The sequence below is a fragment of the Mesorhizobium sp. M0778 genome (genome assembly GCF_040320105.1).
Taxonomy (GTDB): Bacteria; Pseudomonadota; Alphaproteobacteria; order Rhizobiales; family Rhizobiaceae; genus Mesorhizobium.
The window spans coordinates 1-19,255 of sequence record NZ_JAMYPA010000024.1 but is presented as its reverse complement, the minus strand read 5'-3'; the positions used below and the strand labels follow the sequence as shown (position 1 = coordinate 19,255).

The window sequence follows — 19,255 nt, the reverse complement described above, 5'->3', positions numbered from 1 at the left end:
TCGCATTGACATCAACGCGACTATTATCGTTGGGCAGCGGGCTGACCGGCGGAGTAACCGCTACCACCCCATTCGAGGCCTTAGTGCCGGCTTAGCAGACCGTCAGCTTTCGGGAAGCTGCAATGGTGGTCTGAACGGCAAAAATGCGGCGCAAAGCAGCCATTCAGGATTTGCCGGACCTTGTTGCGGAGCCGCCATGGTGCAGATCGCGGAACTCTAACCCTAGCGGAACCAACCGCCACGCAGCCGATTAACCGGCATGGAGCTCCAAACCACCCAAGGGCCACACCATGAGCATCCTGCAAACCACGAAGAAAGCCGTCGAGCAGGTCACCGGCATCGCCAGGCCGGGTAGGCGAGAGGTCGCCGATCTCCTGAGGCCGCGCAAACCGAACGAGTTTCGCTTCACGGGCGATGGCCTGGTGCCCAACCATCCGTCCTGGCCGCTTGTCGTCTATCGCGGCGCGGTGAAGCTGCCCGAGGAATTCGATCCGGCGGCCGTCATGGAGGCGCTTTTCGAAGCTAATGGCTGGGGCGATAGCTGGCGCAACGGCATCTATGACTATGTTCATTACCATTCGCGGATACACGAGGTGCTGGGCGTCGCGCGCGGCACGGCGAAAGTCCGGTTTGGCGGCAGCAAGGGACGAACGCTGTCGCTGAAGGCCGGCGACGTCGCGGTGCTTCCGGCCGGCACCGGGCACCAGCGTCTTTCCGCATCCGACGATTTTCTAGTCGTCGGCGCCTATCCTCAATCCGGCACCTATGACCTGTGCACGACTGCCGCCTACCATGCCAAGGCGGTCGTAACGATCCCCAAGGTTGGCCGGCCGCGCAAGGACCCTGTCTATGGAAACAAAGGCCCGTTGCTCGCCGCCTGGGAAAGGGACTGAAGCCGTTCTTTTCGAAGGGGCTTGCGGGTTGGCTTCGTGGCACAAACCGAACCTTTGACCAACACCTACGGCGCCACCGACGAAGAAGGCCGCCTTGTAGATGGCGAAGCGGATCGTGCCGCTGTCGGCGTGCGGCAGGGCTGGCAATCAGGCTTGGTGCTATGTTATTGCAGTGACCCTTCCCGACGCATCGAGGCGACAATCGACTTGCGCCTGCCGGACTTCGATGCCACCCTTTCTTGCGTAGTCTATTCGCACCTCGATCGGCGCCGTGAGTGCACCCCGAAGTTGACGCAAGGCGCCTGCGCTTACCGTGTGGACACGGACGGCGCCAAGCGGCGTCGCAGCGGTTATGATCGCCGCGCGGCAGGCTCGCACCACCGCAACCGGCGTACCGGGTTTCGCTGTCAGTGGTCCCAGAGATCCAAAGGGATACCCCTTGGTGGAATCACCCCCACCGGCTTTGGAAGGCCTGAGGACGGGTGGCAGGACGATGGATTGCCTGGCGGTTTTGGCAGAGGCAGGGGCTGTCGCTGCAGTCGAACTGTCGGGTGCGGTAGCCGCTTCGTTTTCGGCGGACGGATCGTCGCCCACACTGGCACTTGTGCTTGTATCACCAACGTTGCCGCTGGCACTAACGCCTGCGTCGACTGATCCGTCATCTGCACCGACCGAAGCTCCAACATTTGCTCCGCCTACGCCGTCGACGCTCGTGCCCGCCCCCACAGATACGCCTTGCGAACCGGCGCTCACTCCAGCACTGACCCCGACACCGCCGGCCCTACCGCCCACACCTGCTTCAAGAGCGGAGGCAGGCCCAATTGTGATCCCGATCGTCAACGCGGCTGCGACATACTTCTTCATTGTCATCTCCCCTGCGGCTTTCGCTCCCTAGTCTTCACTGGCGCGGCTCGCCGTTTTTGGATGGCCGTGTTGGAAGCAATGCTGCGGGAAGAGGTATGGTTGCCAGCAGAGCAGTTTGCGGCGACTTTTGGACCTTCACTTTCTGTTTTTTCGGCAAGTCCGGTTTACGGGCTGGTTGGGCGCCCGAACGCGATAACCTACTTGCAAGTGCACTCGCGGGGGTACGTGCTTTCGGCGCGCGCTCCACAGCCGCAGTGCGACGCTTACCCTTGACAATATCAATTGCCTCGCGCGCGGTACTGAGGCTGCGGGCTAGACCGATAGCCTTTTCACGCTCCTGGTCCAGCGCGGCACTCAAATCTACCGAGTTCTGCTTTAAAACATCGCGTTCCCGGCGAACAATATCGAGGTCACGTACAGCTGAATCTGCTCGTTCGCGTCCCCGTTCGAGTGTTTCTCGAGCCTGCTTTAGCGCGGCCTCGGCCACCTGTCGGTCCCTTATGGCGTTGGCCTGCTCGACGGTTGCCAGATTTGCGCCTTTCTTAAGAGCATCGATAGTTTGGCGAGCCGTGGTAAGTTCTTGTTCCAAGAGCTCAACCTTGTGCCGCTCGTCATCAAGCGTTCGCTTCGCAGCAAGCTGGGAGGCTTCCATAGAGGGGTGCGCTCCAAGCGCGGCAGCCTTCTCGCTGTTCCAGAGACTGGCTTCGGCCCTGTAGCTTTCGATAACGCGCTGCGCGGCCTCCAGATCGAGCGCGAGCGCTTCGTCTGTTCGCTGCTGCTCATTTAGGGCTTGTGCTTGCTGAGCCACCGTGTCTGCCAGCACGTGTGCCTGGGCGCTTAGCTCACGTGCGCCGCGCTGCATAACCTCTAGCTCCACTCGTGCCGCGGCCAATTCGCGGCGTAAAGCCTCCTCATGCTCGCCGAGCGGCGTTTGCGCGCCCTCCTTGAGTGCCCGTGTTTTGAGTGCCTGTGTTCCGCTGACCACCAGCTCTCTAGATATAGGGGATCCGAGCGCGCTCGGTTGTGGCTTGCCGGGTTCTTTGCCGACCTCGGTGTGTTCGGAAACCACGACCGACGAGCTGTCGTTAGCTGTGGCAACCGCTGACGCTTCGGGCGCCAACTGACCATTTGCCGGAGATGCCAACAGCAGAACGAGGCATAACGGAATGAGGGATGGTATGGCGTTGCACCCCCTGCCGCGTATCTCGTGAAGTAAAATCAAGGACCGTCGTTTAATAAAGGTGAAGTCACAGCGGAGACATTTTGACCTGGTACTCTGCGCATGATTCATCACTGAACCTCACCGATCGCGGCCCTCACCGCTATTGTATTCTCCACTTACTGCACGCCGCGGATGCCGCACCAAAAAGATCAGTGCTAGTCAAGCACCCTCGGCACCGCCAAAGCACGGAATTGCGCGCAAAGGCTGTTTCCTATTTCCTTAGTTGTCATCATTCGAACAAACGGGACTTTCGGCTTTCGGGATGACCATCTTCCCTACCCAACGGCTGTGTGATGCGGCGCAAAGCAGCCATTCAGGTGCGAAGGTCGACTTCGGGTCAACACCAGACTAAAAAGGTTGAAGTCGTTCCTTTAGAAGGGGCTTGCGGTCCGCTTCGGCCTAAACCAGACCATTGACCGACACCCCCCGCCGCTCAAGCCGCCAGCACCGCCGCATCCAGCCCGCGGATGATCTTGGCCAGTTCGACGCATTCGTCGTGGCGGACCTTGTTGCGCCGCCAGGCGAGGCAGATCGTGCGTTGCGGCATCGGTTCCTGGAACGGCACGATCTTCAGATCGGGGATAGTGCTGGCCGGTCCTGCCGCCATTTCCGGGATGAGCGTGACGCCGAGCCCGTGCGCCACCATTTGCAGCAGCGTCGTCAGGCTGGTCGCGCCGTAGCTTGCCATTGCCACCGGCCGCACGCTGCCGCAGACGGCGAGCGCCTGTTCGCGCAGGCAGTGGCCTTCCTCCAGCAGCATCAGCCGCTCCAGCGCCGGGCTTTCCGGCGCCACCGGCGGTGAGGCGAAGGCGGGATCGCCGGCCGGCACGGCCAGGAAGAACCGGTCGGAGAACAGCGCCTCGGTGACCAGGCCTGGGTAATCGAGAGGCAGCGCCGCGACGAAGGCGTCGAGCTTTCCCGAAGCCGTGTCCTCGACCAGAGAGGCGGTCACCGCCTCGCGCAATTCGAGCTGCAATGCCGGGAAATGCCGTTTCAGCTTCGGCAGCACATGCGGCAAGAGATAGGGCGCCACCGTCGGGATGATGCCGAGCCGGAAGCGGCCCTCTAGCGCCGGGCGGCCGCGCCGGGCCGTCGCCTCGACGTCGCGGACGTCGGCAAGAATGCGCTCGATGCGCGGCAGCAGGGCCTGCGCCTCGTCGGTCATCCGCACCGATTTGCCGCCGCGCTCGAACAACCGGCAATTGAGCCGCAGCTCCATCTCGGCGATCTGCGAAGAAAGCGCCGGCTGGCTGACGCCGGCGAGTTTGGCGGCGCGGCCGAAATGCAGCGTTTGCGCCAGCGCTTCGAAATAATGCATCTGCCGGACGGTCAAGCCAATCATAAGGAAAACCTATCAGAATAAACAGCAAAGGCAATTTGTCTTTATCGGCTGGGCAGGCTAATCTGGAACCATTCCAGAATGGCGTGGCCGCTGGCCCTGCCCGGAAAATCAACAAAATCCCGGAAAATCAACAAAATCGGAGGCAAAGATGGACGCGAAAACCGACGACAACAGCGCCGGCAAATGCCCGGTCCCACATGGGTCGGCCAGGAGGAGCAATCGTGACTGGTGGCCGAACCAGCTTGACCTTGCCGTCCTCCACCAGCAGTCCAGCCTCTCGGACCCGATGGACGAGGACTTCGACTACGCCACGGAATTCAAGAGCCTCGATCTCGATGCAGTGATCAGGGATCTGCATCAGGTGATGATCGATTCGCAGGATTGGTGGCCGGCCGATTTCGGCCATTACGGCCCGCTCTTCATCCGCATGGCCTGGCACAGCGCCGGCACCTATCGCATCGGCGACGGACGTGGCGGCGCCGGCGCCGGCCAGCAGCGTTTCGCGCCGCTCAACAGTTGGCCGGACAACGCCAATCTCGACAAGGCGCGCCGGCTGCTGTGGCCGATAAAGCAGAAATACGGCAGGAAGATCTCCTGGGCCGACCTGTTGATCCTCACCGGCAACGTCGCGCTGGAATCGATGGGCTTCAAGACCTTCGGCTTTGCCGGCGGGCGCGCCGATGTCTGGGAGCCCGAGCAGGACGTGGACTGGGGGTCGGAAACCAAGTGGCTCGACGACGAGCGCTATTCCGGCGACCGCGAACTTCACGGCCATCTCGGCGCCGTGCAGATGGGCCTGATCTACGTCAACCCGGAAGGGCCGAACGGCACGCCCGATCCATTGGCCTCGGCACGCGACATCCGCGAAACCTTCGCCCGCATGGCCATGAACGATGAGGAAACCGTGGCGCTCATCGCCGGCGGTCACACCTTCGGCAAGACCCACGGCGCCGGCGATGCGTCGCTGGTCGGGGCGGAGCCGGAAGGCGCAGGCATCGAAGCGCAGGGCCTCGGGTGGTCGAGCAAGCATGCCACCGGCATTGCCGGCGATGCCATCACCTCGGGCCTCGAGGTGACGTGGACCACGACGCCGACCAAATGGAGCAACAACTTCTTCGACAATCTGTTCAACTATGAATGGGAACTGACCAAGAGCCCGGCCGGCGCCCATCAGTGGACACCGAAGGGCGGCGCCGGTGCAGGCACCGTGCCGGATGCGCACGATGCCTCGAAGCGCCGCGCCCCGGCGATGCTGACCACCGACCTCGCGCTACGCGTCGACCCGGCCTACGAGAAGATCTCGCGGCGGTTCCACCAGAATCCGGATCAGTTCGCCGATGCCTTCGCGCGCGCCTGGTTCAAGCTGACCCATCGCGACATGGGTCCCGTCGTCCGCTATCTCGGCCCGCTCGTGCCGAAGGAAGAGCTGATCTGGCAGGATCCGATACCGGCAGTCGACCACGAACTGGTCGGCGAACAGGATATCGCCTCGCTGAAGGCGAAGATCCTGGCCTCCGGCCTGTCCGTGTCCGAGTTGGTCTCGACCGCCTGGGCCTCGGCCTCGACTTTCCGCGGCTCCGACAAGCGCGGCGGCGCCAACGGCGCCCGCATCCGCCTGGCGCCGCAGAAGGACTGGGAGGTCAACCAGCCGGCGCAGCTGGCCAACGTGCTCGAAAAGCTCGAAGGCATCCAGAGCGAGTTTAACGCCGGGCAGTCCGGCGACAAGAAAGTCTCGCTTGCCGACCTCATCGTTCTCGGCGGCGTCGCCGCGGTCGAGAAGGCGGCCAAGGACGGCGGCCATGACGTCAAGGTGCCGTTCACGCCAGGCCGCATGGACGCCTCGCAGGAACAGACCGACGTCCAGTCCTTCGCCGCGCTCGAGCCGAAAGTCGATGGCTTCCGCAACTACGTCAGGGGCAAGCCGCCGATGTCGGTCGAAGCGATGCTGGTCGACCGGGCGCAGCTGCTGACCTTGACGGCGCCGGAGATGACTGTGCTCGTCGGCGGGCTGCGGGTGCTCGGCGCCAACACCGGCCAGTCGAAGCACGGGGTGTTCACCGACAGGCCGGGCACGTTGACCAATGATTTCTTCGTCAACCTGCTCAGCATGAATACGGTCTGGGATCCGGCCGCCGGCTCCGATGAAGTCTACCAAGCGCGCGACCGCAAGACCAAGGCGGTCAAGTGGACCGGCACCCGCGCCGACCTGATCTTCGGCTCGCACGCGCAGTTGCGTGCACTTGCCGAGGTTTACGGCTCGGCCGACGCCGGGCAGAAGTTCGTCAGGGATTTCGCCGCGGCCTGGACCAAGGTGATGAACGCCGACCGTTTTGACCTCGCGGCCTGATCCAGCACACGAAGTTCTCGACGCAACAAAAAAGGCGCGGGCCTCGACCCGCGCCTTTTCGTTGGGCCTCCGAAAAGTCAGTCCTTCTCGAAGATACCGGCCTTGGCAACCACGCCGGCAATGGCGCCGCCGATCAGCGGCGCGACGATGAACAGCCACAGCTGGCCGATCGCCGCAGTTCCCGAAAACAGCGCCGGTCCGATCGAACGGGCCGGGTTGAGCGATGTGCCGGTCACCGGGATGATGGCGAAATGCAGGCCGGCCAGCGTCAGGCCGATTACGAGGCCGGCGAACGCCGTGGTGTGCTTGGCGTTGGTGACGCCGAGGATCACCGTGACGAAGGTGAAGGTGCCGATCAGCTCCCACAGGAAGGCCGAGCTGACGCCCCATTTCGTCACGTCCCAGCCATTGGCGCCGAAGCCGCCGGTGTGGCCGCCGACCTGTCCGGAGACGATGATCCACAGTGCCAGCGATGCGATGATGGCACCGATGATCTGCGCGATCCAGTAGGGAATGACGTCCCTGGCCGGCATCCGCCCGGCAAGGAACACGCCGAGCGTCACCGCCGGATTGAGATGCGCGCCCGAGATCGGGCCGATCGCATAGGCCGCCGCGATCAGGCCGATGCCGAATGCCAGACCGATACCTTCCTGGCCAAGCGGCAGCGCGCCGCCGAAGCCGCCCGTCACCACCGAAGCCGTGCCGATGAACACCAATAGAAACGTGCCTAGAACTTCCGCCAGATAAGTTTTCATTGCCCTCTCCTCGTATCGACCCGCGGCTCCGCTTTTTTCTGCGACGCGAATCACCGCGCAAAGCGTATTCGCAACCGCAAAAGTTGCAAAGCAGCGCAGTTGCACCTGCCGGCGTGCTTGTGCTCGCCAGACAAGAACATTAGAGGCTTATAATATATTGATCGAATTATTTGGTCCCGCATGCCGACGCCCGCTTGGTGGCGGCGGCTCGCGATGCACCAACCCACATTCGTCACCCGCCTTGCATGGATTGTCTCGCCGTCGGGGAAACAGACTGTTTCAATCAGGACACGAAAAGCTCTAAGAGCAGGGCCGGATTTTATTTTGCTGAGTAATGGAAGACGACAATGAGACTGGGCGGGCGGCTGGCGGCAGCCATCGAAGTGCTTGACGACATTGGCCGGCGCCACCGGCCGGTGGCCGATGCGCTGAAGGACTGGGGCCTGTCGCACCGCTTCGCCGGTGGCGGCGACCGCGCCGCGATCGGCAACATCGTCTATGACGCGCTGCGCCGCAAGCGCTCGGCCGGCTGGCTGTTGGGCGAAGACACGCCGCGCGCCATCGGCTTCGGCGCGCTGCTGCTCGAATGGGGCCAGACGGCGCAGTCGCTGAACGAGGCGCTCGAGGGCGACAAGTTCGCGCCGCCGCTGCTGAACGCCGACGAACTGACAACGCTTGCAGCTCGCCGGCTTGCCGATGCGCCGCCGGCTGTCAGGGCAGACATCCCCGACTGGTGCATGCCGCTGTTCGAGCGGGCGTTCGGCACGGCCTGGGTGGAAGAGGGTGCCGCGCTTGGCACTCGCCCGCCGCTCGACCTCAGGGTCAACACGCTCAAGGCCGATCGTGGCAAGGTGCTGGCGGAATTGGCGGAGACCGGCGCCAAGCCTGCGCGGATCGCGCCGCACGGCATCCGCATCCCGCCGATCGACGGCGACGGCAGGCACCCGAACGTGCAGGCCGAACCGGCCTTCCAGAAAGGCTGGTTCGAGGTTCAGGACGAAGGTTCGCAGATTGCAGCCGAACTGGCCGGCGCCGAGCCTGGCATGCAGGTGCTCGACTTTTGCGCCGGCGCCGGCGGCAAGACGCTGGCGCTGTCTGCGGCGATGGACAATCGCGGCCAGATCTTCGCCCACGACGCCGAAAAGGCAAGGTTGGCACCGATCTTCGACCGCATCCGCCGCTCGGAAAACCGTAATGTGCAGATCGTCACCAAGCCGGCCGAGCTCGCGCCGCTCGGCAAGCATATGGATATCGTGCTGATCGATGCGCCTTGCACCGGTAGCGGCACCTGGCGGCGCCGGCCGGATGCCAAATGGCGGCTGACGCAGAGGCAGCTCGACGCCCGCAAGGGCGAGCAGGAGATGATACTCGATGCCGCCAGGGACTTCGTCAAACCCGGCGGTCTGCTGGTCTACATCACCTGTTCGGTGTTCGACGAGGAAAACGGCGACCAGGTTTCGGCCTTCCGGGACCGCCATCCCGGCTTTGTCCCGGTCGATCACCGCCAGCTTTGGGACAGCCGTTTTGAGGGCCACGAGGCGGCAGTGCGTATTGGCGCTGCGGGCGGCATTTCGCTGTCGCCGTTGCTGAGCGGCACCGACGGCTTTTATTTCTGCGCGCTGCGGCGGGCCGGCTGAACGGTTGCCGGATGTCGCCGATCTCGCCTCTTATCAGCAGGTTTAGCCAATTGCTGCAGTGCAGCATTTGCGATTGCCTGCCGCCCACCCCTCTGCGATAAATGCTTCTGCAATAAGATTTGTCGAGAAACGAAGGGCGACGGCCATGGCAGCAAAGATCGTTCCTGCTCCCGATTATGAGGACCGCGTCAGGACGTCCTTCGCGCGCCAGAACGCGATGATGACCATTGGCGCCGAGCTGACGCTGGTGACGCCCGGCATCATCGAGATCGAAATGCCCTATTCGGCGGCACTGACCCAGCAACACGGCTTTCTTCATGCCGGCGTCATTTCGACGGCTCTCGATTCGGCCTGCGGCTATGCGGCATTCTCGCTGATGCCGGAAAATTCCGGCGTGCTGACCATCGAGTTCAAGGTCAATCTGCTGGCGCCCGGCCGGGGCGAGCGTTTTCTGTTCCGCGGCTCGGTGACCAAGCCCGGCCGCACCATCATCGTCGCCGATGGCCAGGCCTATGCCTTCGCCACCGACGGCGAGGCCAAGCTGATCGCCACAATGACCGGAACGATGATGACGGTGCTCGGCCGCGACGGTATCGAGGGCTGAGGAACGGGCAGGGGAGGATGGACGATCATGGCCGGCAAGACACCTGGTGAGCTCACCCTGATCTCCGGCAAGTCCGTTCTCTTCGTCATGGCGGCCGAGGCCGAATACGGCCCACACTTGCAGCGGCTGTTCACGCCGCTGCTGACCGGCGTCGGGCCGGTCGAGGCCGGTGTCGGGCTCAGCGCCGAACTGTCCCGGCTGCACGCCGGGAAGGCGCTGCCGGATCTCGTCGTGTCGCTCGGGTCGGCGGGCAGCCGGACGCTTGAGCAAACGGAAATCTACCAGACCGTTTCGGTTGGCTACCGCGACATGGACGCCTCGCCCTTGGGATTCGAGAAGGGCGCCACGCCGTTTCTCGACCTGCCGGTGAGCGTGCCCCTGCCGTTCAGGATACCAGGCATCAGGCCGGCGACGCTGTCCACCGGCGCGGCAATCGTCTCCGGCGCCACCTACGAGGCGATCGCGGCCGATATGGTCGACATGGAGACCTTCGCCTGCCTGCGCGCCTGTCAGCTGTTCGACGTGCCGCTTATCGGCCTGCGCGGCATTTCCGACGGGGCGGCCGATCTAAGACACGTCGGCGACTGGACGGAATACCTGCATGTCATCGACGAGAAGCTGGCCGCGGCGGTGCAACTGCTGGAACAGGCGATCGCGTCTGACACGCTGCAGTTTTGACCTGTCCCATGAAGATGCGGATTCGGAGTGAGAGAGACGCCCCGCAACCCATTGCGCCGACTCGTTTCTTTCTTTAAACGCTCGCCATGAAAACAGCCAATCATCCCGACACCGTCCTGATTGTCGATTTCGGCAGCCAGTTCACTCAGCTGATTGCCCGCCGCATTCGCGAGGCCGGCGTCTTTTCCGAGATCGTGCCCTTCCAGTCGGCTGAGGCGGCGTTCAAGCGCATCAATCCAAAGGCGGTGATCCTGTCCGGCGGTCCGGCCTCGACCAGCGACATCGGCAGTCCGCGCGCGCCACAGATCGTCTTCGACGCCGGCGTGCCGGTGCTCGGCATCTGCTATGGCCAGATGGCGATGTGCGTGCAGATGGGCGGCGTCGCCGAAAGCTCCGACCATCGCGAGTTCGGCCGCGCCTTCGTCGAGATCGCCAAGGACAGCCCGTTGTTCGAGGGCCTGTGGGCGCCCGGCCAGCGCCACCAGGTGTGGATGAGCCATGGCGACCGTGTCATCTCCCTGCCGAAGGGATTCGAGGTGCTCGGAAAATCGGAGGGCTCGCCCTTCGCCATCTTCGGCAATGTTGAGCGCAAGATGTACGGCCTCATGTTCCACCCCGAAGTGGTGCACACGCCGGACGGCGCCAGGCTGCTCCAAAACTTCGTCCACAACATCGCCGGCATCGAAGGCGACTGGACGATGCGGGCCTACCGTGAGCACGCGGTCGAGACGATCCGCAAGCAGGTCGGCAAGGGCAAGGTGATCTGCGCGCTTTCGGGCGGCGTCGATTCCTCGGTCGCGGCCCTGCTGATCCACGAGGCGGTCGGCGATCAGCTGACCTGCATCCTCGTCGACCACGGGCTGATGCGCAAGGACGAGGCGGCCGGCGTGGTGGAGATGTTTCGCCAGCACTACAATCTGCCGCTGATCCTGGTCGATGCTTCGGACCGTTTTATCGGCGCGCTCGAGGGCGAGTCGGATCCGGAGAAGAAGCGCAAGACCATCGGCCGGCTGTTCATTGAAGTGTTCGAGGAGGAGGCCGAGAAGCTCGGCGGCGCCGATTTCCTGGCGCAAGGCACGCTCTATCCCGACGTCATCGAAAGCGTCTCTTTCACCGGCGGACCGTCGGTGACGATCAAGTCGCACCACAATGTCGGAGGCCTACCCGCGCGCATGAACATGCAGCTGGTCGAGCCGCTGCGCGAATTGTTCAAGGACGAGGTGAGGGCGCTCGGCAAGGAGCTCGGCCTGCCCGACAGCTTCATCGGCCGGCATCCGTTCCCCGGCCCCGGTCTCGCCATCCGCTGCCCGGGCGGCATCACCCGCGAAAAGCTGGAGATCCTGCGTGAGGCCGATGCCATCTATCTGGATGAGATCCGCAAGGCCGGCCTCTACGACGCCATCTGGCAGGCCTTCGCCGTGCTGCTGCCGGTGCAGACCGTCGGCGTGATGGGTGACGGCCGCACCTACGAATTCGTCTGCGCGCTGCGCGCCGTCACCTCGGTAGATGGCATGACTGCGGATTTCTACCACTACGACATGGCATTCCTGGGCGCCGCCGCCACCCGCATCATCAACGAGGTGCGCGGCATTAACCGCGTCGTCTACGACGTGACGAGCAAACCGCCAGGCACGATCGAGTGGGAGTGAGGAGGGAGTGCGGTGGAGTAGTATCGGATAGCAGAGGACACTCGAGCGAATCCTAGGCCATCGATAGCAGCCGATAGGTTCTAGGCGACCGGCAGATCTGCCGCTGTGTCGGGCGTCTCCCCGCTCTTCGAACGGCGCCCATACCCCGTCGGGCCCACCCCAACCTTCGCGACTTTGTGGCCTTCAAATATTCGGTCGCGCGCTGCTCGAAGAAGTTAGCGCGCGACCAGTTCTCGGCGTCGACCACACGGTCGTAGATCGATTACTGCTCCTTCTTGAACAGGTCCTGGAAGATGAGCTGGCCCCACGTGCGGCCGCGTGCGTGAACCAGCGCGCCACCCTCGCTGAGCTTTCCCAGCTTGACGGGTGCGAACCCGAGTTGTTTGGCCAAGGCCGCCACCGGAGCGGTCGCGTCCTCGTCGTCGCTCGACAGAAAGACGACCCGGTGGCCGCCCTCGACGACCAGGTGATTGAACCCTTTCACGAGCTTGGCGCCGGTGAACGCCTTCGCGACGAAGGCGGAGGACGGGAGACCGTCCAGCTCTTCAGGGACTGGAAACGCGTTCATCGCGTCGATGACCGTCTTGCCTTTCCAACTCGGCAGGACCTTCGCAACCTCGCGATGCTCCCCGAACGGGACCGCCAAGATGATTGTGTCGGCCTCGAGTGCATCCCGCAGCGACTTGGCGACGACCGTGGGTCCAATCGCCCGAGCCTATGGCGCCAGCGCCTCGGGTGGCCGGCGGCTCGCGACGGTCACGTCGATGTTTTTACGGGCGAAGGCGTGGGCGAGGGCCTGGCCTACCGCACCGAATCCTACAATCGCATAGCTCATAATACTTCTCCGATCCGTGTTGGTCTTGATTCCCCGGCCCTCAACGGCGCTGGGTTATCCGTTTCGCTGCATGGCGACCTTCGCGAGATCTTCGGACTGCCACCCCAAGCGATGCGCGTCATCGGTTCGAATTCCTGAATTGACGCGTAGACGTCCTGCCGTGAACGACTTCCGCGCGGCCGGACGGTCAGCCGCGCGGCAGGCAAGCCCGGATACTCGAACGTGTGCGTCCAATCCTCCTCACTCGTTCATGTCGACATGGCTTGCGATCTCCGACTCAGGCGGAACCTATGACTCACAACCGACCCCAAGGAACACTGTTGCCGCCCATCTAGCCGTCTTATCGGTATCGGCGAAGCCGCTGATCTGTGCTAAGCCGCCGCCCGAATAGCCAAAGGAGTACACCCGTGAGCGAGCCGACCGTGGCCGAGGCGACCGACAGCATCTATGCATCGCTCCGGGCGAACAATGCCGACATCGACGCACATATCGCGGCGCTCAAAGCAGCGCTGACGCGAGAGGGGATAGAACAGGCGGTGTTTGATCCGGCAAGGCTGGCACAGAACAACCGTTCGGGCCGCAAGCTGATGCAGGCTTATTTTCGGCAGCGCGGCGTGAGCGTGAGGTTTTCGGCCTCGTAGGGGCGCACACTGAGGCGCCACAGCCCGCCGGCAATCATTGTGGTCCAGGACCCCTCGGGGAGTTCAGGCAAGTCCGCTTTTGGCTTCTGTAGGCCGACATGCGTCTTCTGGCCCCGCCGACGTCAAAGTACCTAGGAAATCGGCCGACAAATGGTCAATTCAATCACCTGCGCTGGCTGCCGAGTACATCAGCGACCGATTCGCCGCTTCTGGCCTTCGGATTTGACCGGCCCAATCGCATGTATCTGCCGCCTCGAGCGCTTCGGCGCGGTCAGATTTGTCTAACGCTCCTATCCGTCGAACCGACGCGAAGAACCGTGGATAGTCGCCCGAACACAAATCGAATAAGCGGAGAAACGCAGTCACCCGATCGCTGTAGACGGAAGTCGCGGCGAGCTTTGCGTTGTTGATCGGAGCATCGAACCAGGCGTCATATCCACGGTATCCACCCCAGCGCCTGTCGCGCATCTGTCGGTATCGCGTCCTCAGCCGTTCGATCGCGGCCTTCTTCGCGGCCCGCTTCTGCTCAGAAGTAACATCGTCGTCATAGACATGCCTTAGCTCGTCCCGGGTCTGCGACACCAGCACAAGAAACTCAGCTCTGCGCCTCCGGTCGGCTTCGTAACGGCGCAATCCGGCAGTATCGCCGGTCGCGCGCAGCCATTTTCTCACACCGGTTGTTTCGACAGCGACAGCGAACGCCTCGTTGAACGAGGAATCGTCATGCACGTAGACGCGCTGGTGAGCGAGTTCGTGGAATACCAGCCCTGCAAGATACGTTTCATCTTGGCTGAGCATGGTGCTTAGCAGCGGGTCACTTGACCAGCCGAGCGTGGAATATGCAGTGATGCCCGTCACATAGATGTCCAGGCCCTGTCTCTGAAGTTCGACAGCGGTTTCAATCGCAGACCTTTTGGAGAAGTACCCTCGGTACGGTACGCATCCGAAAACCGGAAAGCACCATGTTCGTGGCGTCAGCGAGAATTCCGGCGCGGCAAAGATGGCCCATGTCACCGCGTCTCGACCAACGTCAACATAGCTGCGGTAGCTGTTGTTGTCGGGTAGCGCCATTTCATCTGTAGCAAACTGTCGGATGGCGCTCGCCGATGCCATTCGAGCGCGCAATGCCCGAGGGATCGAAGGATCGTCGATCAGCTCTCCGACATCCTGGCGCGCCGCCATGATCTCCGCGTGACCCTTCAAGGATTGTGCGTAGTAGGAAATGCTGGTGCAACCTGCCACGCCGGACATCACGATCATCGCAGCAACCGAACGAAAAAATACATGCATCACGGTTTGCCCACGGCATCGCTCACACTTCCGGATAGGGCAAATGTCGCAACTACGCCCGGTCCCAAACAGTCGCGCCAATTTGGTAAGGTCCTGGAGGGGGTTTAGGTTAGACGTTCGTCCTCGGCAAGATAGTCACAATTCGGTCACTCGCCGCCAAATTGCCGAATGTCCGGACACGGCCGACTTAAGCAACGCAGCATTTTCCACTTTGAGGCGAAATAATTCTCAACTATGGTCCGCCAGGCTTTAGGCATGGGGGAATATTGCCGATGGTTTTATCACGCAGGGGTGTCGTGCTCGGTGGCCTGGCGCTGGTCGCGGTGGGTGCAACCAGCAATATTGCTCAAGCCGCGGCGGCAAAATCCTTTTTCGCCGGTACCGCCAGCGACAACAATTTTGTCTATCGCAAGACCAACTTCGCCAAGATCGACAAGAGATGGCATCGCCAGATCGTCAAGTATTTCAGCAGCGAGCCGGTCGGCACCGTCGTGGTCGATACCCGCCACCACTTCCTCTACGTCATCATGGAAAACAAGACCGCCATCCGCTACGGCGTCGGCGTCGGCAAGGACGGCTTCAAATGGTACGGCCGCGCGACGATCGACCGCCGCGCGCTGTGGCCGCAATGGGTCCCGCCCCCCGAAATGCGTAAGCGCAAGCCGGACCTACCACCCATGGTCGCAGGCGGCGCGTCCAACAATCCGCTCGGGCCGCGCGCGCTCTATTTGCACCGCGACGGCGCCGACACCGGCTACCGCCTGCATGGCACGCTGGAGCCATGGAGCATCGGCACCGACGCTTCCAGCGGCTGCATCCGTATGTTCCCGGAAGACATCATCGACCTCTACCAGCGCTGCCCGATCGGCACCGCGGTGCAGGTCCTGCCGCACATCGCCGACCAGGCGCCCGCTTCCACCACTGTCGAATGATTGGCGCCTCATGAACCGCACGATTGAAAACACGCGCCGGCTGCTCGCCGCCGGCCTGCTGGTGCTGGTCGCATCCTGCTCGACCAGCAACACGCTGGCCCCTTCCACGCCCGACGTCACCAACACCGAGGTTGCCGGCTTCCAGAACGTGCAGCCGGGCAGCGACGAGGATTTTATCCTCAATGTCGGCCGCCGCACCTATTTCACGCAAGGTTCGGCCGCGCTCGATTCTGTCGCCAAGGCCACCCTCGACACCCAGATCGCCTGGTTAGCAAAGCATCCGCGCTGGCTGCTCAAGCTGCAGGGTTTCGCCGACGATCCCGGCGCAAGTGAAACGGCGCTGTCGCAGCAGCGCGCCGATGCGGTGATGGACTACCTCGCCGCCGGCGGCATAGACCGCAACCGCATGTGGGCCAAGGGCTACGGCAAGGACAGGCTCGTCCGCGAGTGCCCCGACAACGCCTGCAGGTCGCAGAACCGCCGGGTTGTGTCTAATTTGCGCGATGTGAGGGACGAGCCATAGGGCTGCTGTTTTGCTTGTGACCCGAAGCAGAGTCTCACACGCGACGGCGGCATGGCTGCTTTGCGCCTCATCTCAGTCGTTAACCCAAACTCTGCCTCGACTTGAAAGCGGTTGTTCCCACAACTGCAACAGCGGCAGCCAAGCGTCCTTTCTTTTGTGATGATCCCAAGAGCCATTGCTCTGCCACACTACGGCCTTTGGGTTACAGACAGGCGAGTGTGACGCCTGTTGCTTCGGCGTTTCCTGCGTGCTTGCGAACCGCAATATCGGAAGCAGATCGCTCGGTGACCTCCGTCGCCGATTTGGATCAATCAGCGGTTCACAATTTGTTTCGCGTAGGATAATGCCCGATCGTGGGAAATTTTGCGATCGTCACTGAATGAACAACCTTGACCTTTCCGCCACGACTTCGTTCTGAGCGTCAAGCCAGAGTACGCTACCAAGATTGTAAGCGGTCAGAAGAAAGTCGAACTGAGGCGTCGATTTCCACACCTTTACACGCGCGGCAGCGTCGACTTCTTCCGCACATATCCCGGAATGTATGTGCCGGCCGCTGATACTGCGATGTCAGGTCCTCGGTCAACCACTGCAGCATATCGCGTACGAGACCCTGGCTTTGACCAAGATGAATTGGAACAACACTCAGTTCGACAACGGAATGCCGATTACTATTGCGACGGCAAGACAGGTGGGGCAGGTGCTGAAGTACCTCGGAGACGGGCAGGAGATCGCTCCAAGGTACAGCTTTTACATGTAGAGAATCGGCTCTGACGCTGCGGAAGCGGGCAGCTCTATGTCGGCGAACGAAAGCGATGGAGTGAACACAAACGCCCACTCTGGCTGCGCGAACGGAGGGGAGTGCTGTGGAGTAATATCGGATAGCAGAGGACACTCGAGCGAATCCTAGGCCATCGATAGCAGTCGATAGATTCTAGGCGACCGACAGATCTGCCGCTCTGTCGGGCGTCTCCCCGCTCTTCGAACGGCGCCCATACCCCGTCGGGCCTACCTCAACCTTCGCGACTTTGTGGCCTTCAAATCTTCGGTCGCGCGCTGCTCGAAGAAGTTAGCGCGCGATCAGTTCGTGGAGATGTTTCGCCAGCACTATAATCTGCCGCTGATCCTGGTCGATGCTTCGGAGCCGGTGCTTTCCAACCATGCGGTCGAGCGGCACAATATCACGGCGGTCTGGCCGGAAAGCCGGCGCGCCAATCCCGCTGTGCGCGCCTTCCTCGACCTGTTGCAGGGTGTGTCGAGAAACAGGTGAAGGTCACGGCCAGCATTTGGCCTGAAGACACCGGGCAGGGGAAACTCAGCCGCAGGTGTCGACCGTCCGCTGGTCGGCGCCATTAGCGCCATAACCGTCTCGGCAGCTACGCGACGAAGCGGACCACGCCGCCATCCACCCGCAAAGCCGCGCCGGTTGTCGCCGAAGCCTGCTCCGAGCATGCGTAGATGATCATGTTGGCCACCTCATCGGTGGTCGCGAAGCGTTGGATGAGGGTGGTCGGACGCATCGCCTTCAAGAAGCCCTGTTCGGCCTCCTGCTGCGTGATTCCGTTTGCGTCAGCCTGCTTCGCCATGAAGTCGCCCAGGATCTCAGAGCGGGTAGGTCCCGGCAGGACGGCGTTGATTGTGACACCCGTGCCCGCGACCGCCTCGGCGAGCCCGCGCGACACCGCGAGTTGAGCGGTCTTGGTCATGCCGTAGTCGAGCATTTCCTTAGGGATGTTGACTGCGGACTCGCTACTTACAAACACGACGCGGCCCCAGCCTTTCGCCACCATCCGCGGCAGATAATGACGGGTCACGCGCACGCCACTCATTACGTTCAACTGGAAGAGGCCAAGCCAGTCCTCGTCGGGGATCTTCGCGATGTCCTCGACGCCACTGTAGCTCCGGATGTGAGCCGTACCAACATTGTTCACAAGGATATCGGCGTCCGGCGCCTGCGCGATCAAGGCCTGGGCACCCTCCGCTGTCGCAAGATCGGCGGCGATGCCCGAGATGTCGCTTCCGGGAAAGGCCTGCCGCATCTGCCTCACCGCCTCGTCGACCCGGGTATTCCCACGGCCGTTGACGACGACCGATGCACCGGCACGGGCAAACCCCTCCGCCGTCGCGCGGCCGATTCCGGCGGTGGATCCGGTGACAATCGCCTTGCGGCCCCTGAGTTCAATATTCATGTCATTTATCTCCAATGGTAGGTGGGTGATCATCCGCCGATCCAGGCTGGAAGCGCCCGTCGTCTGTTGAGTACCGACAATATTCGGGACGAAGGCAGGCCCAGTACTGTTCGGTCGAAAGCGTTGCGGCCCAAGCAACCGGCCAGGCCTCAAGACAAGCCCATTCAACTTGCCCTGCTTGCCACTTCCGCCTCCGCAGCGCGGGCGAGGCTTTCGACCCATTCCTGGTGATAGCGGTAGAGTGCACCGGGATGCTTGCGCCCGAGTTCCTCAAGGAACCAAGGGCCCTGCTGCGTTTCTTCGGTCAGCATATGGCAGCCATCGACCGTAGGAGTGATGACCCAGCCGTGGTACGCGCTCGAGCCGGTCTCGTCGCCATCGACCGTCGTCGCCCACGCGAGCCTGCGGAAGGGTTCACACTCCGTCACGACCAGACTCATCGGAAAGCCAACCGTCACCCGGCTGTATCTGGTTTGAAGCGCCAGTTCCGGCTTGCCGGTCAAGATCTTGACCTGATCTTCGGCGGGAAAGTAGCTCGACCAATTCTCGGCATCGACGAGCAGCTTCCAGACCACTTCAGCCGGCGCCTTCACGTCAATGTCGTTGAGTGCGTAGATGGCCGACGTTTTCGGATCATATCGCTCGGGCCAAATCACATGATCATACATCGATTACTGCTCCTTCTTGAACAAATCCTGGAAGATGAGCTGGCCCCAAGTGCGGCCGCGTGCGTGCACCAGCGCGCCACCCTCGTTGAGCTTTCCCAGCTTGACGGGTGCGAACCCGAGTTGTTTGGCCAAGGCCGCCACCGGAGCGGTCGCGTCCTCGTCGTCGCTCGACAGAAAGACGACCCGGTG

16 protein-coding genes and 3 pseudogenes are annotated in these 19,255 nt (G+C 62.5%); 10 read left to right on the top strand and 9 right to left on the bottom strand.

From position 1 onward, the window contains the following. Positions 1-290: 290 nt before the first annotated feature. Positions 291-893 (top strand): cupin domain-containing protein, encoded by a 603-nt coding sequence (locus NKI22_RS26015; protein ID WP_352939274.1) that lies wholly within the window; start codon positions 291-293, stop codon positions 891-893. A 159-nt stretch (positions 894-1,052) separates the two neighbouring features. On the opposite strand, the gene NKI22_RS26010 is transcribed toward NKI22_RS26015, so the two are convergent. From NKI22_RS26010 to NKI22_RS26000, 3 genes are all read right to left on the bottom strand, one after another. Further along, entirely contained in the window at positions 1,053-1,757 is a 705-nt protein-coding gene (locus NKI22_RS26010) for a hypothetical protein (protein WP_352817649.1), read from the bottom strand. A gap of 34 nt (positions 1,758-1,791) precedes the next feature. After that, positions 1,792-2,979 (bottom strand): coiled-coil domain-containing protein, encoded by a 1,188-nt coding sequence (locus NKI22_RS26005; RefSeq protein ID WP_352817652.1) that lies wholly within the window; start codon positions 2,977-2,979, stop codon positions 1,792-1,794. A 433-nt stretch (positions 2,980-3,412) separates the two neighbouring features. Then, positions 3,413-4,321 (bottom strand): hydrogen peroxide-inducible genes activator, encoded by a 909-nt coding sequence (locus tag NKI22_RS26000; protein ID WP_352817653.1) that lies wholly within the window; start codon positions 4,319-4,321, stop codon positions 3,413-3,415. 148 nt (positions 4,322-4,469) lie between these two features. Between NKI22_RS26000 and katG the strand changes: the two genes are divergently transcribed. After that, positions 4,470-6,668, top strand: a complete 2,199-nt coding sequence (gene katG / locus NKI22_RS25995) for a catalase/peroxidase HPI (RefSeq protein WP_352817656.1) — start codon at positions 4,470-4,472, stop codon at positions 6,666-6,668. Positions 6,669-6,745: 77 nt separating this feature from the next. Here the strand turns inward: katG and NKI22_RS25990 are convergent, their stop codons facing one another. Continuing rightward, positions 6,746-7,423 carry an MIP family channel protein gene (locus NKI22_RS25990; protein ID WP_352641539.1) on the bottom strand — a complete coding sequence of 226 codons (678 nt, stop codon included), beginning with the start codon at positions 7,421-7,423 and terminating at the stop codon, positions 6,746-6,748. 347 nt (positions 7,424-7,770) lie between these two features. Between NKI22_RS25990 and NKI22_RS25985 the strand changes: the two genes are divergently transcribed. The 4 genes from NKI22_RS25985 to guaA all read left to right on the top strand — a co-directional run bounded on the left by NKI22_RS25985 (position 7,771) and on the right by guaA (position 11,991). Beyond that, on the top strand, positions 7,771-9,060 hold the full coding sequence (locus tag NKI22_RS25985) for an RsmB/NOP family class I SAM-dependent RNA methyltransferase (RefSeq protein WP_352817657.1): 1,290 nt from the start codon (positions 7,771-7,773) through the stop codon (positions 9,058-9,060). Between the two features lie 145 nt (positions 9,061-9,205). Next, on the top strand, positions 9,206-9,664 hold the full coding sequence (locus NKI22_RS25980; protein WP_292654248.1) for a PaaI family thioesterase: 459 nt from the start codon (positions 9,206-9,208) through the stop codon (positions 9,662-9,664). A 27-nt stretch (positions 9,665-9,691) separates the two neighbouring features. Further along, on the top strand, positions 9,692-10,342 hold the full coding sequence (locus tag NKI22_RS25975; RefSeq protein ID WP_352817659.1) for a 5'-methylthioadenosine/S-adenosylhomocysteine nucleosidase: 651 nt from the start codon (positions 9,692-9,694) through the stop codon (positions 10,340-10,342). An 86-nt stretch (positions 10,343-10,428) separates the two neighbouring features. Continuing rightward, positions 10,429-11,991 (top strand): glutamine-hydrolyzing GMP synthase, encoded by a 1,563-nt coding sequence (gene guaA, locus NKI22_RS25970; RefSeq protein ID WP_352482341.1) that lies wholly within the window; start codon positions 10,429-10,431, stop codon positions 11,989-11,991. Positions 11,992-12,253: 262 nt separating this feature from the next. On the opposite strand, the pseudogene NKI22_RS25965 reads toward guaA, so the two are convergent. Further along, a pseudogene (locus NKI22_RS25965) lies at positions 12,254-12,826 on the bottom strand (NADPH-dependent F420 reductase). A gap of 407 nt (positions 12,827-13,233) precedes the next feature. On the opposite strand from NKI22_RS25965, the gene NKI22_RS25960 reads away from it, so the two are divergent. After that, a complete protein-coding gene (locus NKI22_RS25960) occupies positions 13,234-13,467 on the top strand; it encodes a hypothetical protein (RefSeq protein ID WP_023716496.1) in 234 nt (77 codons plus the stop codon). Positions 13,468-13,626: 159 nt separating this feature from the next. Here the strand turns inward: NKI22_RS25960 and NKI22_RS25955 are convergent, their stop codons facing one another. Beyond that, entirely contained in the window at positions 13,627-14,757 is a 1,131-nt protein-coding gene (locus NKI22_RS25955) for an aminopeptidase (RefSeq protein WP_352817660.1), read from the bottom strand. 272 nt (positions 14,758-15,029) lie between these two features. On the opposite strand from NKI22_RS25955, the gene NKI22_RS25950 reads away from it, so the two are divergent. The 3 genes and pseudogenes from NKI22_RS25950 to NKI22_RS25940 all read left to right on the top strand — a co-directional run. Next, a complete protein-coding gene (locus NKI22_RS25950) occupies positions 15,030-15,689 on the top strand; it encodes a L,D-transpeptidase (protein WP_352482339.1) in 660 nt (219 codons plus the stop codon). Positions 15,690-15,699: 10 nt separating this feature from the next. Further along, the gene (locus NKI22_RS25945) at positions 15,700-16,212 is read left to right on the top strand and encodes an OmpA family protein (protein ID WP_023716499.1); all 513 of its coding nucleotides are present in this window, start codon (positions 15,700-15,702) and stop codon (positions 16,210-16,212) included. 1,141 nt (positions 16,213-17,353) lie between these two features. Beyond that, positions 17,354-17,479: pseudogene (locus tag NKI22_RS25940) on the top strand (LysR family transcriptional regulator); the annotation flags it as partial. A 106-nt stretch (positions 17,480-17,585) separates the two neighbouring features. Here NKI22_RS25940 and NKI22_RS25935 read toward each other — a convergent pair. The 3 genes and pseudogenes from NKI22_RS25935 to NKI22_RS25925 form a co-directional block, all read right to left on the bottom strand. After that, complete coding sequence (locus tag NKI22_RS25935) at positions 17,586-18,398, bottom strand: SDR family NAD(P)-dependent oxidoreductase (RefSeq protein WP_023716502.1); 813 nt, start codon at positions 18,396-18,398, stop codon at positions 17,586-17,588. Positions 18,399-18,562: 164 nt separating this feature from the next. Continuing rightward, positions 18,563-19,066: an SRPBCC domain-containing protein gene (locus NKI22_RS25930; protein ID WP_023716503.1), complete on the bottom strand. Its 504-nt coding sequence runs from the start codon at positions 19,064-19,066 to the stop codon at positions 18,563-18,565. 3 nt (positions 19,067-19,069) lie between these two features. Further along, positions 19,070-19,255: pseudogene (locus NKI22_RS25925) on the bottom strand (NADP oxidoreductase coenzyme); the annotation flags it as partial.

Excerpts from the sequence above, each read along its gene's own strand:
- NKI22_RS25990 (WP_352641539.1), bottom strand. The coding sequence starts at position 7,423 with ATGAAAACTTATCTGGCGGAAGTTCTAGGCACGTTTCTATTGGTGTTC.
- katG (WP_352817656.1), top strand. The coding sequence starts at position 4,470 with ATGGACGCGAAAACCGACGACAACAGCGCCGGCAAATGCCCGGTCCCA.
- NKI22_RS25945 (WP_023716499.1), top strand. The coding sequence starts at position 15,700 with ATGAACCGCACGATTGAAAACACGCGCCGGCTGCTCGCCGCCGGCCTG.
- NKI22_RS26000 (WP_352817653.1), bottom strand. The coding sequence starts at position 4,321 with ATGATTGGCTTGACCGTCCGGCAGATGCATTATTTCGAAGCGCTGGCG.
- NKI22_RS26010 (WP_352817649.1), bottom strand. The coding sequence starts at position 1,757 with ATGAAGAAGTATGTCGCAGCCGCGTTGACGATCGGGATCACAATTGGG.
- NKI22_RS25935 (WP_023716502.1), bottom strand. The coding sequence starts at position 18,398 with ATGAATATTGAACTCAGGGGCCGCAAGGCGATTGTCACCGGATCCACC.
- NKI22_RS25950 (WP_352482339.1), top strand. The coding sequence starts at position 15,030 with ATGGTTTTATCACGCAGGGGTGTCGTGCTCGGTGGCCTGGCGCTGGTC.
- NKI22_RS25985 (WP_352817657.1), top strand. The coding sequence starts at position 7,771 with ATGAGACTGGGCGGGCGGCTGGCGGCAGCCATCGAAGTGCTTGACGAC.
- NKI22_RS26015 (WP_352939274.1), top strand. The coding sequence starts at position 291 with ATGAGCATCCTGCAAACCACGAAGAAAGCCGTCGAGCAGGTCACCGGC.
- guaA (WP_352482341.1), top strand. The coding sequence starts at position 10,429 with ATGAAAACAGCCAATCATCCCGACACCGTCCTGATTGTCGATTTCGGC.
- NKI22_RS25980 (WP_292654248.1), top strand. The coding sequence starts at position 9,206 with ATGGCAGCAAAGATCGTTCCTGCTCCCGATTATGAGGACCGCGTCAGG.
- NKI22_RS25955 (WP_352817660.1), bottom strand. The coding sequence starts at position 14,757 with ATGCATGTATTTTTTCGTTCGGTTGCTGCGATGATCGTGATGTCCGGC.
- NKI22_RS25930 (WP_023716503.1), bottom strand. The coding sequence starts at position 19,066 with ATGTATGATCATGTGATTTGGCCCGAGCGATATGATCCGAAAACGTCG.
- NKI22_RS25975 (WP_352817659.1), top strand. The coding sequence starts at position 9,692 with ATGGCCGGCAAGACACCTGGTGAGCTCACCCTGATCTCCGGCAAGTCC.